Annotated in this window: 12 protein-coding genes; 11 read left to right on the forward strand and 1 reads right to left on the reverse strand. The window is 36.2% G+C overall.

The annotated features are described in order from the left end of the window. Positions 1-6: 6 nt before the first annotated feature. The 8 genes from RT99_RS01820 (at position 7) to RT99_RS01855 (ending at position 12307) form a co-directional block, all read left to right on the forward strand. Complete coding sequence (locus RT99_RS01820; protein ID WP_042563026.1) at positions 7-1485, forward strand: RagB/SusD family nutrient uptake outer membrane protein; 1479 nt, start codon at positions 7-9, stop codon at positions 1483-1485. A 25-nt stretch (positions 1486-1510) separates the two neighbouring features. Further along, complete coding sequence (locus RT99_RS01825) at positions 1511-3079, forward strand: arylsulfatase (RefSeq protein ID WP_042563027.1); 1569 nt, start codon at positions 1511-1513, stop codon at positions 3077-3079. Positions 3080-3157: 78 nt separating this feature from the next. Next, complete coding sequence (locus RT99_RS01830) at positions 3158-5092, forward strand: arylsulfatase (RefSeq protein WP_042563028.1); 1935 nt, start codon at positions 3158-3160, stop codon at positions 5090-5092. A 409-nt stretch (positions 5093-5501) separates the two neighbouring features. After that, on the forward strand, positions 5502-6575 hold the full coding sequence (locus RT99_RS01835) for a sterol desaturase family protein (RefSeq protein ID WP_042563029.1): 1074 nt from the start codon (positions 5502-5504) through the stop codon (positions 6573-6575). 11 nt (positions 6576-6586) lie between these two features. After that, positions 6587-7378: a rhodanese-like domain-containing protein gene (locus RT99_RS01840; protein ID WP_242607159.1), complete on the forward strand. Its 792-nt coding sequence runs from the start codon at positions 6587-6589 to the stop codon at positions 7376-7378. A 139-nt stretch (positions 7379-7517) separates the two neighbouring features. Further along, entirely contained in the window at positions 7518-9137 is a 1620-nt protein-coding gene (locus RT99_RS01845; protein ID WP_042563030.1) for a sulfatase-like hydrolase/transferase, read from the forward strand. Positions 9138-9247: 110 nt separating this feature from the next. After that, complete coding sequence (locus tag RT99_RS01850) at positions 9248-10510, forward strand: YeiH family protein (protein ID WP_042563031.1); 1263 nt, start codon at positions 9248-9250, stop codon at positions 10508-10510. 156 nt (positions 10511-10666) lie between these two features. Beyond that, entirely contained in the window at positions 10667-12307 is a 1641-nt protein-coding gene (locus RT99_RS01855) for an arylsulfatase (RefSeq protein ID WP_042563032.1), read from the forward strand. 275 nt (positions 12308-12582) lie between these two features. Here RT99_RS01855 and rocD read toward each other — a convergent pair whose 3' ends face one another. Further along, positions 12583-13836 carry an ornithine--oxo-acid transaminase gene (rocD, locus tag RT99_RS01860; RefSeq protein WP_042563033.1) on the reverse strand — a complete coding sequence of 418 codons (1254 nt, stop codon included), beginning with the start codon at positions 13834-13836 and terminating at the stop codon, positions 12583-12585. Positions 13837-14037: 201 nt separating this feature from the next. Here rocD and RT99_RS01865 point away from each other — a divergent pair, with 201 nt between their 5' ends. The 3 genes from RT99_RS01865 (at position 14038) to RT99_RS01875 (ending at position 16489) form a co-directional block, all read left to right on the forward strand. Further along, positions 14038-14490, forward strand: coding sequence for an Lrp/AsnC family transcriptional regulator (locus RT99_RS01865; RefSeq protein ID WP_042563034.1), 453 nt, complete (start codon positions 14038-14040; stop codon positions 14488-14490). A 111-nt stretch (positions 14491-14601) separates the two neighbouring features. After that, on the forward strand, positions 14602-15375 hold the full coding sequence (locus RT99_RS01870) for a dienelactone hydrolase family protein (protein WP_042563035.1): 774 nt from the start codon (positions 14602-14604) through the stop codon (positions 15373-15375). A 148-nt stretch (positions 15376-15523) separates the two neighbouring features. After that, entirely contained in the window at positions 15524-16489 is a 966-nt protein-coding gene (locus RT99_RS01875; RefSeq protein WP_042563036.1) for a DUF3667 domain-containing protein, read from the forward strand. The last annotated feature ends 5 nt before the right edge of the window (positions 16490-16494 follow it).

Raw genomic sequence — 16494 nt, forward strand, 5'->3', positions numbered from 1 at the left:
TAAACGATGAAAAATATATTTATAACAACAATATTAAGCGTCACGCTGCTTGTATCGTGCGCAGATCTGGAGGTAACTCCAACCTCTTTTGTAACCGAAGACAATTACTTTAAAACACAAGATGATGCTGTGGCAAGTGTAACAGCCGTATATGCCTCTTTAAGTCTTGATCCGGGAGAACAGAGTTTATTTGGAAGAAATCTTTACTTCCTTACCGATATGGCAACAGATTATGCATCGGCAGGGGTTTCTGCTACAAACCCGCAGGTAAGAGCATTGAGCAGTTTAACGCATGATGCCACTTCAGACCGTGTTCAGGTGGCGTGGAGACAAATTTATGCCGGAATCAACAGAGCCAATGTTGCTATTGATAATATTCCGAAAGTTTCTGGTTCTGAGGTTGTAAAAACGAGATTAATCAATGAAGCGAAGTTCATCAGAGGTTTATTATACTTTCAGGCAGTTCGTCTTTGGGGTGGTGTTCCAATTGTTTTGCACGAGCCAACTTCTATTCAGTTAGAAAGTTTAAAATCAAGAAGAGCGACGGTTGATGAAGTGTACAATCAGATTATTTTAGATTTAAAAGATGCTGAAAGCCTGCCTGCAACATATACCGCTGCAGATGCCGGACGTGCCACATCGGGAGCTGCAAAAGCTATTTTGACAAAAGTATATCTTACCAGAAAAGATTGGCCAAACGCAATTGCAAAAGCCAATGAAGTAATTAATGGCGGATACGGATATGCGCTTTTTGAAGATTTTCAGGACATTTTTACCAAAACAAAAAAGAACGGAAAAGAACATATTTTTTCTGTTCAGTTTGAACCAAATCAGGCAGGAAACGGATCTAGCGGAAGTACTTTTCAAGGAACTTCTTTTACAGGATTTACAGCAACAGAACCGGCAGATATTATCTCTGATGTTGCTTTGTTTTATGATATTTATGCGGCAGGCGATAAAAGAAGAGATGTAAGTTATGCAAAACAATTGCTAAACCCAACTACAGAAACATTGTACACTTTTCCTAAACCACTCTTTAAAAAATATCTGGATTTAAGCAATTTGGCAACTCCGGGAAATGTGGCTATTAATTTTCCTGTAATTCGTTATGCAGATATCCTTTTGTCTTTGGCAGAAGCCATAAACGAGCAAGGAGCACCAACACCGGAAGCTTACGAATTAATCAATCAGGTGAGAAGACGAGCTTTTGGAAAACCAATTACTACGCCAGACCCAACAGTTGATTTATCGGGCTTGACCCAGGATACTTTTAGAGCGGCAATTCAGGAAGAACGCAAAAAAGAATTTGTTCAGGAAGGACAAAGATGGTTTGATTTAGTTCGCTGGGGAACTTTGGTTACCGAAGTAAAAAAAGTAACAGCTAAAAACTCGGTTTCAGAAAAAAATAATTTATACCCGATTCCGCAAAGCGAAAGAAATATCGATCCTGTTGGATTGCCACAAAATCCGGGTTACGGAAATTAACAAAAGGCTTACACAAGTAAATAAAATGATTAAAAAACTGTTCCTACTTGCCCTATTGGTTGTTGTACAATTTCAGCTGTTTGCACAGAAAAAGCAACCTAACATCATCGTCATTTTGGCAGATGATTTAGGTTTCTCAGATATTGGTGCTTTTGGCTCAGAAATTAAAACGCCAAACCTGGATAAACTCGCTACAAACGGGCTTATTCTAAATCAGTTTTACAATGCTGGGCGTTGCTGTCCTTCCCGCGCTTCATTGCTCACAGGCCTGTATTCGCATCAGGCAGGAGTTGGCGATATGGTTCAGGACAAAGGGTTTCCTGCCTATCAGGGCTATTTAAACGAGCATTGCATTACGATTGGGCAAGCACTCAAACAGGCAGGATACAACACAATTGTTTCCGGAAAATGGCACGTTGGTTTAGTACCATCAGCCTGGGCGGTGAATCGGGGGTTTGATGATTCTTTTACTTTACAAAATAATGGAAGCAGTTATTTCAACTCAGAACCTTTGTATAACGACGGTAGGAAAGTTACTTTTTTAAAAGGAGATCAGGAAATTATCCGCAAGGATACTTCTACTTATCTGACTCAGGAAATTACCAATTTTGCTATTAATTCTTTAGAAAAACAGCGAAATCAGCAAAAGCCTTTTTTTCTTTATGTTGCTTATAATGCTCCGCACTGGCCCATTCAGGCATTGCCCGAAGATATTGCAAAATACAAAGGTAAATACTTAGAAGGCTGGGATAAATTGAGAGCAAGCCGTTTTAAAAAATTAAAAGAACAAGGCATCATTGATAAAAATTGGGACTTATCAAATCGTTTTGAAAAAGTGCCGGATTGGGAAAAACTAACTGCCGAAGAAAAAGACAAATGGGATACAAGAATGGCAATTTACGCTGCTATGATTGACCGAATGGATGCCGGAATTGGAGAAATCCTGCAAAAAGTGAAGTCTTTGGGAGAAGAAGATAATACCCTTATTCTTTTTCTTTCGGATAATGGCGGAAGTGCCGATGATGTAAAAAATTGGAATTACGTAACTCAAAAAAATGGAACACCGGGTTCGGTTGCGTCGATTGATAGTTACGAAAGCCCGTGGGGAAATGTGAGCAACACACCTTTTCAATTATTTAAAAAGAACACTCACGAAGGCGGTATAGCATCTCCTTTTATTGCTTATTACCCAAAGCATATTAAGGCAGGCACAATAAGCAACAGGGTAAGCCATTTGATTGATATTTTTCCAACTTTTCTGGAGTACGCGGGTTTTCAATATCCCGATTCTTTTCAGGAAAAAAAACTTACGCCCTTAGAAGGCATTAGTTTAAAAAAAGAATTTGAAGGACAACAATCTAAGACACATGAAGCTTTGTTTTGGGAACATGAAGGCAGCAAAGCAGTAAGGAAAGGTGATTGGAAAGCCGTAGCCGAAAACAATCAGCCGTGGGAATTGTACAATCTTGCAAATGACAGGACAGAAACAAAAAACCTTGCAAAATCAGAGCCAAAATTGCTACAGAATCTGATTGAATTACATCAGCAATGGTCAGCAAAAGTAGGTGTCGAAGATTGGAATAAAATAAAATAGTATAGTAAAATACAGATTACATGATTATAAGTTTAAACAACTAAAATTATTACTTAATCAACCATAAAACTATTTAAAATGAAAAAAATTAATCATAACAGCACAATCAAAAATCCTAAAAAAGGGCTTTTGATTACTGCCCTTCTTGTAACACAATTAGGAGCGGTACAAGGATTTGCACAATCAAATCCCGATCAGGAATTTAAAGGTACAATTGGAAAAACCACAGCCGATTCTAAAGAATATTGGCCTGATCCGGTTACAGCGCCAAAAGGTGCACCAAACGTAGTCTGGATATTATTGGATGATGTTGGTTTTGGAGCTTCAAGTTCTTTTGGAGGTTTGATCCAGACGCCAACATTTGATGAACTGGCTAACAACGGTTTGCGCTACACCAATTTCCATACAACAGCTATTTGTGCTCCTACCCGCGCCGCTTTATTAACCGGAAGAAATTCTGGAAGAGTGCACGTTAGCGGTTTCTCTCACACGGTTTTATCCGCAGGTTTTCCGGGTTGGGATGGCAGAATTCCATCTGATAAAGGAACAATCGCAGAGATTTTACGCGATAAAGGGTACAACACTTTTGCCGTTGGTAAATACGGTTTAACGCCAGATGAAGAAGCTTCAGACGCGGGTCCGTTTGACAGATGGCCAACAGGAAAAGGTTTTGAACACTTTTTTGGTTTCTTAGGATCACAAACAGATCAGTACAAACCTGATTTAGTAGAAGATAACACCCATATTGTTCCTGACGGAAGACACTTAACAGAACAAATTACAGATAAAGCGATTACGTACATTAAAAACCAACATAAAGCCGCGCCAAACAAACCTTTCTTTTTGTACTATGCGCCGGGAGCGGTTCATGCACCTCATCAGGTGGAAGAAAAATGGAGTGATCCGTACAAAGGAAAATTTGATGATGGCTGGGATGCTTACCGCGAAAAAGTATTGGCAAACCAAAAGAAATTGGGCGTAATTCCAGCCAATGCCGTTTTACCCGAACGTAACCCGTTGATTGCTGACTGGAAAAAATTAACACCGGATCAGAAAAAAGTGTACGCTCGTTTTATGGAAGTTTACGCCGGATATCTTACCTATACCGATTATGAAATTGGAAGAGTTGTTAATTATTTAAAAGAAACCAATCAGCTTGAAAATACTTTGATCTTTGTTGCGATTGGCGATAACGGAGCGAGTAAAGAAGGGACAACGCAAGGCGTAATCAACCAAAATCTTTTTGCCGGTGGTGTATCTGACGAGAAAAATCTTCAGGATAATTTAAATAATATTGGCGAAATCGGAACTGCAAAAGGTTTGAATACCAATTTCCCTTTAGGTTGGGCGCAGGCTACAAATTCACCTTTCAAAAACTGGAAACAAGATGCACATTCTGAAGGTGGAACACGTAATCCGTTGATTGTTTATTATCCAAAAGGAATTAAAGAAAAAGGCGGCATCAGAAATCAATACAGCCACGTAACAGATTTATTGCCAACAACATTGGAGATTGTTGGAATTAAAGCGCCGGAAACGATTCGCGAAATCAAACAGGATAAAATTCAGGGTTCTACTTTTTATGCTTCTTTAAATGATGCAAAAGCAGAATCACTTCACAAAGTACAATACTATTACATTTTTGGAAACAGAGCGATTTACAAAGATGGATGGAAAGCGGCTGCGGCACATCTTCCGGATTCTTTTGCTTTGAAAAATAATTTAGGTAAAAACGAAAAACCGGCACCAAGCAATTTTGATGCTGATGTTTGGGAATTGTACAACTTAAACGAAGATTTTAACGAGCGCAATAATCTTGCGAAAAAAAATCCTGAAAAACTGGCTGAACTAAAACAATTGTTTGAAGAGCAGGCAAAAGAAAACAATCTTTACCCGCTAATTGACTGGCAGGATGTTTTTAGCAGAAGAATTCACAATAACGGAACTGATAAAGGCAAAAATCTTCAGGAGTTAATTCGTCAGGCCAACAAACCGGCTGGTACTACTAATTAAAATTGACCAACTTAACCTGCGAGGTTTTCAAAACCTTGTAGGTTTAAATCATATCCCTTACGATTGTCCTTCTCAAATCATACCTACAAGGTTTTGAAAACCTTGCAGGATTAAGTAAAAAAATAATATAACAAAATTTCAAAAAAATAATCAATAAATTCTACTAAATCCATAGAGTTAAAAGAATTTATTTTTTATTTTTGTCACACAAGCTAATCCACTGAATTTCAAATATAAAGTTTGAGATTCAAATCAAATAAATAATAACACAAAACACAAGATAATGAAACGAGTAGATTATGAAATTATCGGAAAAAAAATTATCGTGGGTATAATTTTATTTTTAGTTCCGCTGGCGATTCTGGCCGGAGGTTTAACCTTAATAAATCAATTTTTAAAATAAAAAATCATGGCAGCAACACAAAATTCAAACAGTAAATTGACAAGAGATTTGAGTATTAGTCTTTTGATATATTCATTGCCGGTTGTGGCAATTTTCCTTTACTTTAAATTAAGCAACGGACTTGTAGCAGAATCTCATGTTACGATACCATCATTTTTAGAATTTGCAAAACCTGCTTTTCAAAATATACGCACATGGGGATTAACTGTTTTCATGCTGGTTTTGGGAGCAATAGAATTTGGCGCTGGTTTATACGACGATCAATGGACGGGTGAAGAACGCAAAATTGATATTGTAAGTTTTCTGGCCCCAAAATTAATCCTGCCTCCTATTATTGCATTTTTTAGCTTAACGGCTTTGCCATATTTAATTCCAAATTTAGCTAATACACTATCATGGGTTCCGTTTTGGGGAGGTTTTTTCCTTATTGCTATTGCCGATGATTTAACGCAATATTGGTACCACAGACTTCACCATCAGGTTCCGTTTTTATGGCGTTTCCACAGAACGCACCATTCGGCTCCATATATGGGAATGGCGATGGCTTCGAGACAAAACTTCATTTATACGGTTTTCTTTTCTCAAATTTATTTGACAGCCACTTTAACCTATTTAGGTTTAGGTTTACCGGCTCTTTTTGTTTTGGTGATTAAAAGTTTCATCACTTTGGGCGCACACTCAAGTATTGCATGGGACAAACCATTTTATAAATACAAAGTTTTACATCCAATTGCATGGGTTTTAGAACGTTTGATTTCGACTCCGGCAACGCACCACGCACATCACGCAGATACAAGCGGAGACGGTGTTGGACATTTTAAAGGCAACTTCGGAAACATGTTTTTTATCTGGGATATGATCTTCGGAACGGGTTTAATTACACGTAAATTCCCAAAATCATACGGAATGAAATCATACAAACAAGAAGAATGGTACGCGCAGTTTTTGTGGCCAATATTCAAATCTAAAAAAGAAGGAAGTGCTTTGGCAGAAGGCGTTCTGGCAGTTCCGTTAAAACCAAAAGCAGAAGAAAATCTGGCACCAAGTCCGGTTTATTACGACGAGCCTGCTCAGGTATAAAACCAGAAAAAATGAATCAAATAAGAATTGGCAGTGTATTCGAAAATAATCCTGAATACACTGCCAAACTTATGCAAAAACCAAAATTCATGAAAAATAAAACACTCAAAAACAGCATCATAACGTTTATGCTGCTTTTTACAATTGCAGGTTTTTCGCAAGGAAACAGTGCCAATATATTGCTGGATGCTTTTTATTCGAAAATTAAAAGTCAAAAAAATCCACAGATTGTTGATGCCAGAGGAAGCGACGAATTTGCCTTAAATCATATAGAAGGTGCAGTAAATTTCAACCTAAAATCTGAAGATTACGAAAAGCATGTTGCAGCTTTAAATCCATCGCAACCCGTATTTATCTATTCGATTGCTGCCTACAGAAGCGGGCTTTTATCTACCGATTTAGCAAAAAGAGGTTTCAATGAAGTCTATATTCTCGAAGGCGGAATCGCAAGCTGGATTGGCGGCGGAAAACCTTTTTACAGTAATTTAAAAAGCAAATTATCAATAGCCGAATACAAAAAAATCCTTGCTTATAACCAATATGTTTTGGTAGATATTGGTTCCAAATATTGCGCCACCTGCAAAACCGTAAAACCTATTTTAGAAGACATCAGGTCTCAATATGGCGAAAAACTCAAAATTATCGAAATTGAATTGGAAGAAAGTCCGCAGGTTATTGCCGATTTAAAAACCGTAAAGGTCTTCCCTACTTTAATTTTATATCAAAATGGAAAAATCATTTTCAAAAAAGATGGTTTAGGAAATCTTAAAAGTGATGTTGATGTGGCTTTGGCACAAAACTAATGTTTTCAACCTCCTGCAAGGTATTCAAAACCTTGTAGGTTTAAATTACGCTCAAAAATTTGAAGTGTTTCATACTTAAAATATACCTACAAGGTTTTGAAAACCTTGCAGGAAACGATAGAGATTAAAATCAAAAAACATGGCATCATTCAAAAGAATAAAAAAAATCCTTATTCCAATTCTTCTCGTCCTTTTTATTGCGGTACTATTTTTATTCTGGCCTATTAATACAAACGGAAAATTAATAGAACCTGATAAAAAATTAGTCGAAGGAAAAAAGGAATTTCTGGCACAAAAAGACACATCAAAATCATCAGAAAAGAAACCTAATATTATCATTCTCCTTGCTGACGATTTAGGCAAATATGATATTTCATTATACGGAGGAAAATCGACACCAACGCCACAAATTGATTCTTTGGCGGCTTCTGGCGTGACTTTTACAGATGGTTATGTTTCGTCTTCGATTTGCTCGCCTTCGCGTGCGGGTTTGTTGACGGGTCGTTATCAGGAACGTTTTGGACATGAATATCAGCCGGGAGACCGATACCCAAAAAATAACCTGGAATATTATGCTTTCAAATATTTGATTAATACGAATAGCTGGCGATTAAATCAAAAAATAGAATACCCAAATGAAGCTTCGATTGCTACTCAGGGTTTGCCTCAATCTGAAATTACGTTTGCTGATTTAGCCAAAAAACAAGGATACGCCACAGCCATAATCGGGAAATGGCATTTGGGACACAACAAAGGGTTTTTCCCGCTGGACAGAGGTTTCGATTACCATTACGGGTTTTATCAGGCGTTTTCGCTTTACACGCCCGAAGATGATAATCCGGATATTGTCAACCATCATCACAAAGATTTTACAGATAAAATGATTTGGGGAAATGGCCGTGTTGGAATCGGGCAAATTCGTCGCGATACTACCATCATAAAAGACAAAGCTTATTTAACAGAAACATTTGCCGACGAAGCCGAAGCTTTTATCGATAAAAACAAAACCAAACCTTTTTTACTTTATGTTCCGTTTAATGCGCCACATACGCCTTTTCAGGTTCGAAAAAAATATTACGATCGTTTTCCGAATGTAAAAGACGAAAACAAACGCGTTTATTTTGCCATGATCAGCGCGCTTGATGACGCTATTGGAAGAATCGTTGCCAAAGTAAAAAAAGAAGGCCTGGAAGAAAATACCTTAATCATTTTTGCGAGTGATAACGGTGGTGCCGATTATACTTTCGCCACAACAAACGCCCCTTTAAAAGGTGGTAAATTTTCGCATTTTGAAGGCGGAATAAATGTTCCGTTTGCACTTTCGTGGAAGGGAAAAATCAAACCGCATACGGTTTATAAAACTCCTGTAAGTTCACTGGATATTTTTAGCACAATTGCTGCTGTTACGCATTCCGGTTTGCCAAAAGACAGGGTTTACGATGGTGTTGATTTGATCTCGACAGTTAACAATAATACAGAAGCACACAAAAATTTATACTGGCGTTCCGGCGATGCAAAAGCGATACGAAGTGGTGACTGGAAATTAATCATCAGCGGAAAAACGCACGAAGAATGGCTTTATAATCTGGCAAACGATAAGTCTGAAACGACAGATTTGGCTCAAAAAAATCCGGCAAAAGTAAAAGAGCTTCACGCTGCTTTGCAAAACTGGGAAAAAGGTCTTGTAAAACCTTTGTGGCCCAATTTAACCTATTATGAATTTGACTTTGGTAAACAAAAATACTTTGTGGATTTGTAAAAGTTACAGAAGTCCTGCAAGGTTTTCAAAACCTTGCAGGTCTAATTCACTCGCTATATTAATAACTATACCTACAAGGTTTTAAAAACCTTGCAGGAAATAAACATAAAATGTCAACTACCTCAAAACAATTTAACCTTCACGAAGACTGGACAGTCGTTATTCTCGGATTTTTAATCATCGGGATTTCTCTTTTTGTTTTTCTCCCCGAAGTTCCGGTTTTCAAATGGTCAAACGGAGTCGAATTAAGCAATGCTGTTTTCGCTTTCTCTAATTTGCAACTCATAATAACGCAATTTATTTATCTGTTAATTATTGGAACGTTAGGTGCTTTTCTAATCGGAAAATCTGTAAAATATTTTCTATTTGTTTTTCCGATAGTTTATATTCTAACTGTCATTGCACTTATTCTGGCAGGAAATTCAGAAATAAAAGCGCTCAATTTAGAAGCCGTTATTTTCAGTTTAATTATCGGATTACTGATAGGCAACTTTTTCAAACTTCCCGAATGGTTTCGATCTGCACTTTCAACAGAAGTATTTGTAAAAATCGGATTGGTTTTATTGGGAACAAGTGTTATTTTTTCAGATATTCTAAAAGCGGGTTCTTTAGGATTAATTCAGGCTTTGGTCGTGGTATTATCCGTTTGGTATTTTGCTTTTTGGCTTTGCCGAAAATTAAAAGTCGATGATGAACTAACCATGATGATTTCGAGTGCGGTTTCTATCTGCGGTGTTTCTGCTGCTATTGCCACTTCGGGCGCGATTAAAGGCGATTCAAAAAAACTGTCTTACGTAATTTCTATGGTTTTGGTAACGGCAATTCCCATGATGATTTTTATGCCAATAATTGCCCGATATTTTAATTTTCCTGAAGAAGTTACAGGCGCGTGGCTTGGTGGAAGCATTGATACCTCAGGCGCAGTTGTCGCTTCCGGAACTTTGGTTGGTGAGACGGCGCTGAAAATTAGTACGATTGTAAAATTCTCCCAAAATGTTTTATTAGGATTAGCCGCTTTTGCAATTTCCGTTTATTGGACTTATACACATAATAAATCAGATGAAGCTGTGGCATCAAAACCAACTTTGGGCGTTATCTGGGAACGTTTTCCGAAATTTGTTATTGGCTTCATTGTCGCTTCACTGGTTTTTTCTTTTTTAATTACTCCGGAAGTTCGTGATGAAGTAAAAGACAGTTTAAAAAACCTGCAAGGCATTTGGTTTGCATTAGCTTTTACAAGTATTGGACTCGAAACAAACTTTAAAGATTTACTCGGCAACAATAGCAAAAAACCTTTGTATGCTTTTTTAATCGCGCAATTATTCAATGTGATTATTACGCTGATTATTGCTTTTTTGCTGTTTGGTAAATAGAAGGACAGATTAAAATCTATCCCTACAATATGATCCGTTCCTCCGGAACTCTTTATAAAATTCCGGAGGAATGATTTATTTTATAGCAAGGGATTTTAATCCCTTGAAACGCAAAGTAAACGTAACGATTTCAAGAAATTAAAAATATCCATTATAATGAAAAAAACACTTATTACACTAAACCTTTTATTGGCTTTCAGCTTTTCAATTCATTCTCAAAATAACTCCAAACCAAACATCATTTTAATTATGGTCGACGATATGGGTTATTCTGATTTGGGAAATTACGGCTCCGAAATTAAGACACCTAATCTCGATAAATTAGCTCACGAAGGTTTGCGACTGCGCGAATTTTACAATAACTCGATTTGTGCGCCAACGAGAGCTTCTTTATTAACCGGACAATATCAACATAAAGCCGGAGTTGGATTTTTTGATGTCAATTTAGGATTGCCGGCCTATCAGGGATATTTAAACAAAGAATCTTTGACTTTGGGAGAAGTTTTTCGCTCTGGCGGATATAGTACCATTTTATCTGGAAAATGGCACGTAGGTTCTGAAGATCAGGCGCAATGGCCGAATCAAAGAGGTTTCGATAAATTTTACGGCATTTTAAAAGGTGCCTCTAATTATTTTGATACTAAACCTTTGCCTTTTGGGAAAACACCTTATCCAGTAAAACTGATTCGTAATAATGAAGAACTGCATCCAAAAGATGACTCGTATTATTTTACAGATGAAATTGGAAATAATGCGGTTACTTTTCTGGAGGAACAAAACAAAGAAAACAAACCTTTCTTTTTATATCTCGCTTTTACCGCACCGCACTGGCCGTTGCAGGCAAAACCGGTTGATATCGCAAAATACAGAGGGAAGTTTGATGAAGGCTGGGATGCTTTAAGAGAAAAAAGAATTCAGAAATTAAAAGAAAACGGGATTTTACCAGCCGACCAAACCATTTCTGCAAGAGATCCCGAAGTTCCGGAATGGAATAAATTAACGTATGACGAAAAGCAATTCTGGAAAGCAAAAATGGAAGTTTACGCCGCAATGGTCGACAATATGGATCAAAACGTTGGTAAAGTTCTGGATAAAATAAAAGCGTTGAAAAAAGATAAAAACACCTTGATTATTTTCATTTCAGATAATGGAGCGCAGGGCGGTTTTAATACTTACAATCCGCTTGGAAGAGGTTTGGTTCGAAACGAAGGACCTGTTGGAACTTCAGGATCATTTGATTATCAGGAACAAAACTGGGCTTATTTATCTAATACACCGCTTCAGCAATATAAAAACAATATGCACGAAGGCGGATTTAGTTCGCCGTTTATTGCTTGGTTTCCATCAAAGATAAAATCAAATCGTATCGATAAAGGAACCGGACATATTATTGACCTTGCTCCTACTTTTTACGAATTGGCCGGAATTGAATATCCAAAAAAATATAATGGTGCGATCACAAATCCTTTGGCTGGAAAGAGTTTATTACCTGTTTTATTTGATAATGTTTCGCAGGTTGATAGAGGCGCACCATTATTTTGGGAAAGAGCTGGAAACAGAGCCGTTCGTGACGGGAAATGGAAATTAGTTTCGACTTATCCTTCGTATGAATGGGAGCTTTATAATATTGAAACTGACAGAGGTGAAACGACCAATGTTGCCAAACAAAATCTTGCAGTTGTAAACCAGCTTTCTGCCAAATATTTTGATTGGGCAAACCAAACAGGCGTTGTAGAATATAGCAAATTCAACGCTAAACCTGAGCAAATGCCAGGCGGTGCGGCTCTAAAGAAATAATTACTTTTTTTGATATTTTAAGTAGTTATAAACAAAAAGCGATTGTCATAGAACAATCGCTTTTTTATGTAATAAAGTAAGCTGAATTAATATGTAAAGTGTAATTTAATTAAACACATAGAAACATAGATTTTACTTCACATTGAAAAGATTAATTTTAAAGAAACTAGTTTCTCACACATAGTAGCTATGTTTGTTAATGCAAGTGAAACGCCTTTTAACACACCAATAAGCTATGTTTCTATGTGTTTAAAAAATACTTTTCAATTGATTATTTAATCTCTAAAATCATTCAAAGATTTCTCGATTATTTCAAGACATTCTGCAATTTGAGTTTCTGTCATCACCAATGGCGGTGCTAATCTAATTTTATTTCCGTGAGTTGGTTTTGCCAATAATCCGTTGTCTCTGAATCTTAGGCAGATTTCCCAAGCCAAATCAGAATCTTCACTGCAATTAATTACAATTGCGTTTAATAGACCTTTACCGCGAACAAGGGTAATTAAATCATTACGTTCTGCAATTTCGTTTAATCCTTTTCTTAAAATGATTCCTAAACGTTCTGCGTTTTCGGCTAGTTTTTCTTCTTTTACCACTTCAAGAGCTGCGATTGCAACGGCTGCTGCAACAGGATTCCCTCCAAAAGTAGAACCATGCTGACCCGGTTTGATCACATTCATGATTTCATTATTCGCCAAAACTGCCGAAACCGGATAAACTCCGCCAGAAATTGCTTTTCCTAAAATCAGAATATCCGGCTGTACATTTTCGTGATGTACGGCCAATAACTTTCCGGTACGGGCAATTCCCGTTTGAACCTCATCTGCAATAAACAATACATTATGTTTTTCACAAAGTGCTTTTGCTTTCGCCAAATATCCTTCAGAAGGAACATAAACTCCGGCTTCACCCTGAATTGGTTCTACTAAAAATCCGGCAATATTTTTTGATGATTCCAAAGCTTTTTCAAGAGCTTCAAGATTATCATATTCAATTTTTATAAATCCATCTGTAAAAGGTCCGAAGTTTTTACGGGCACTTTCATCATTCGAAAAGGAAATAATAGTCGTTGTTCTTCCGTGAAAATTATTTTCACAAACAATAATCTGAGCTTGATTTTCGTGAATTCCTTTTACTTCGTATGCCCATTTTCTACATAGTTTCAAAGCTGTTTCAACCGCTTCAGCACCTGTATTCATTGGTAAAACTTTATCAAAACCAAAATAATTGGTTACAAATTCTTCGTAGTTTCCTAATTTATCATTGTAAAAAGCTCTCGAAGTCAAGGTCAGCTTTTGTGCCTGATCGACCATTGCTTGTACAATTTTAGGATGACAATGTCCTTGATTTACTGCAGAATAAGCCGAAAGAAAATCATAGTATTTTTTGCCGTCAACATCCCAGACATATACACCTTCTCCTCTTTCTAAAACTACCGGAAGCGGATGGTAATTATGAGCTCCGTATTTATTCTCTTTTTCGATTAAAACTTCCGATTTAGACGAAAGAATTTCTTGTGTATGTGCCATAATATTTCTTTTTATTGAAACAAAAATATAAAAATTATTTATTTACAACGAATAAAACACAAATATTAACTCATAATCACCTATATAAAATCAAAATCACTTAATTTAATCAATAAAAAAGTCATTTTAATATTCAGAAATAAACATCTAATCAGACTTATTTTTATCTTTACAATAAATTAGAACGAAAAAAATAGATGCATGGATATTTTAGATGAGTTTGACGTAAAAATTATCAAAGAATTAGAGAAAGATGGAAGAATTGCGTATTCGACTATTGCTACTAATTTAAAAATCTCGAATACAATGGTGCATCAGCGCATTAACCGTTTATTTGAACAAGGCATAATTACCGGCATCAAACCTATTTTAAACGAAAAACAAATCGGATACGACTGGGCTTCGTTTACGGGAATTACTCTCAATAAAGATTCTGATTCTGAACGTATTATTGAGGCTTTAAAAGAAATTCCGGAAATTACAGAATGCTATTTTGTAACGGGTTCGTTTACGCTTTATTTAAAAATTACCGCAAAAAACCACGAACACATGCGTAAAATATTATATGAAAAAATCGATAATATTCCCGGAATTGCCAAAACGGATTCTATGATAGAATTAGGATGTGCTTTTAAAAGGAATATTTCTTTATAAAATATAATAATTCCTTCATTTAATTTCAAAAATACAAACCTCAAAAGAAAATTCTTCTGAGGTTTTTTTGTAGCATTTTATTTCTGATATTTGTTTTAAAATTGTAAGATCATGAAAAATACCACTATTCTAATTTTATCTATTATACTGTCTGCTAACACTATAAATGCACAGTTAAAACCAGTAAAATATTCAGAAGGAAAACAAACATTAAACGGTTTATTTATAAAATCTGCCAAAAAAAGCAGTAACAATCCAGGTATTTTGCTTTTACCGGCATGGCTGGGAATCGACAATGCATCTAAAGGAATTGCCGAAGAATTATCAAAACTAGGCTATCATGTTTTTATCGCTGATATTTATGGCGAAGGAAATTATCCAACTAATACAGCCGAAGCTGGAAAACAAGCGGGTTATTACAAAACAAATTTTGCTGATTATCAAAAAAGAATCAATGCGGCTTTGCAGGAATTAATCAAATCCGGAGCAAATGCAGATAATATTGTCGCTATTGGATATTGCTTTGGCGGAACAGGAGTTCTTGAAGCCGCCCGCGGACATTTGAATTTAAAAGGTGTTGCTTCATTTCATGGTGGTTTAGGTAAAGATGCAGCGCGTGCCGTTGAACCAATTACGACGAAAGTCTTAGTTTGTCATGGTGCTGATGATCCTTTTGTTTCGAAAGAAGAAATTACAGCTTTTCAACAGGAAATGCGTGATTCAAAAGCCGATTGGCAAATGATTTATTATGCAAATTCTGTGCATTCGTTTACAAATCCAGAGGCCGGAAATGACAATTCAAAAGGTGCTGCTTATAATGCTGTTGCCGCAAAAAGATCTTTTGAGCATTTACAGCTGTTTTTGAATGAAGTGCTGAAAAAATAAAATGGCACGCGGATGACGCGGATTAAACGGATTTTACGCAGATAATTATTTACTTACAGGAAAAAAACCAGCGTAAAATCCGTTTAATCCGCATCATCCGCGGGCAAAAAAAAACTAAAACCAAAACCAAAAACCAACCAAATTACCAATGTCACACAGTCCTATTAGAAAAGACAAAACCTGCCTGAATTGCAGGCACGTTGTCGAACAAAGATTTTGTCCCAATTGCGGACAGGAAAACACAGACAGCCGAAAGACGTTTCATCATTTATTTATTCATTTCTTTGAAGATTTGACACATTATGAAAATGCCTTTTGGAAAACGATTCGAAATTTACTTTTTAAACCCGCGACTTTAACGAAAGAATATCTTTCGGGAAAAAGGTTGTCTTACCTGGCGCCGGTTCGTCTTTATATTTTTATCAGTTTTATTACGTTTTTAATGATTGCATTGTTTCCTTCTCACGTAACGGAGAACCTGCAAAAAAGTGAAAAAGATATTACCACAAACCTTATCAAACAGGATAAAAAAGGAATTAAGAATTTTCAGCAAAATACACATTTCAAATTGAGGACGATGAAAGAAATCGACTCGATTCAGAAATATGGAAAACCAAGTGAAAAATATACTGATTTTGAATATTGGCTTTACGAAAAAGTAATACACGTTACTGAAAAAAATACTAAGGGGGAAATTATAGAAAAATTCATCGAATCATTCGTACATAATATTCCTAAAATATTATTTATCATAATGCCTTTCTTTGCTTTCTTTTTATGGATTTTTCACAATAAAAAGAAATGGTATTACTTTGATCATGGGATATTTACGCTGCATTATTTTTCATTTTTGCTTTTGATATTTCTCATACTCTTTATTATTCAGAAGATTACTGATTTGCTCGGAAGTGGTTTTGGCTTTATAGCCGATATTACAAATTTTGCGGGTATCCTTTGGATGTCTTATTATTTTTATCCGGCACATCACCGTTTTTATGGCGAAAGCAGAATTGTCTCTTTTATTAAAAGTGTATTCTTATTCTTTATAAACTTCTTTTTTATTGTATTTTTACTAACTTTTTATGTTTTTTACATATTCATTAATTTACACTAAACCCC

Origin of the sequence: Flavobacterium sp. MEB061, assembly GCF_000834715.1 — a bacterium.
In the GTDB taxonomy this organism is placed as follows: domain Bacteria; phylum Bacteroidota; class Bacteroidia; order Flavobacteriales; family Flavobacteriaceae; genus Flavobacterium; species Flavobacterium pectinovorum.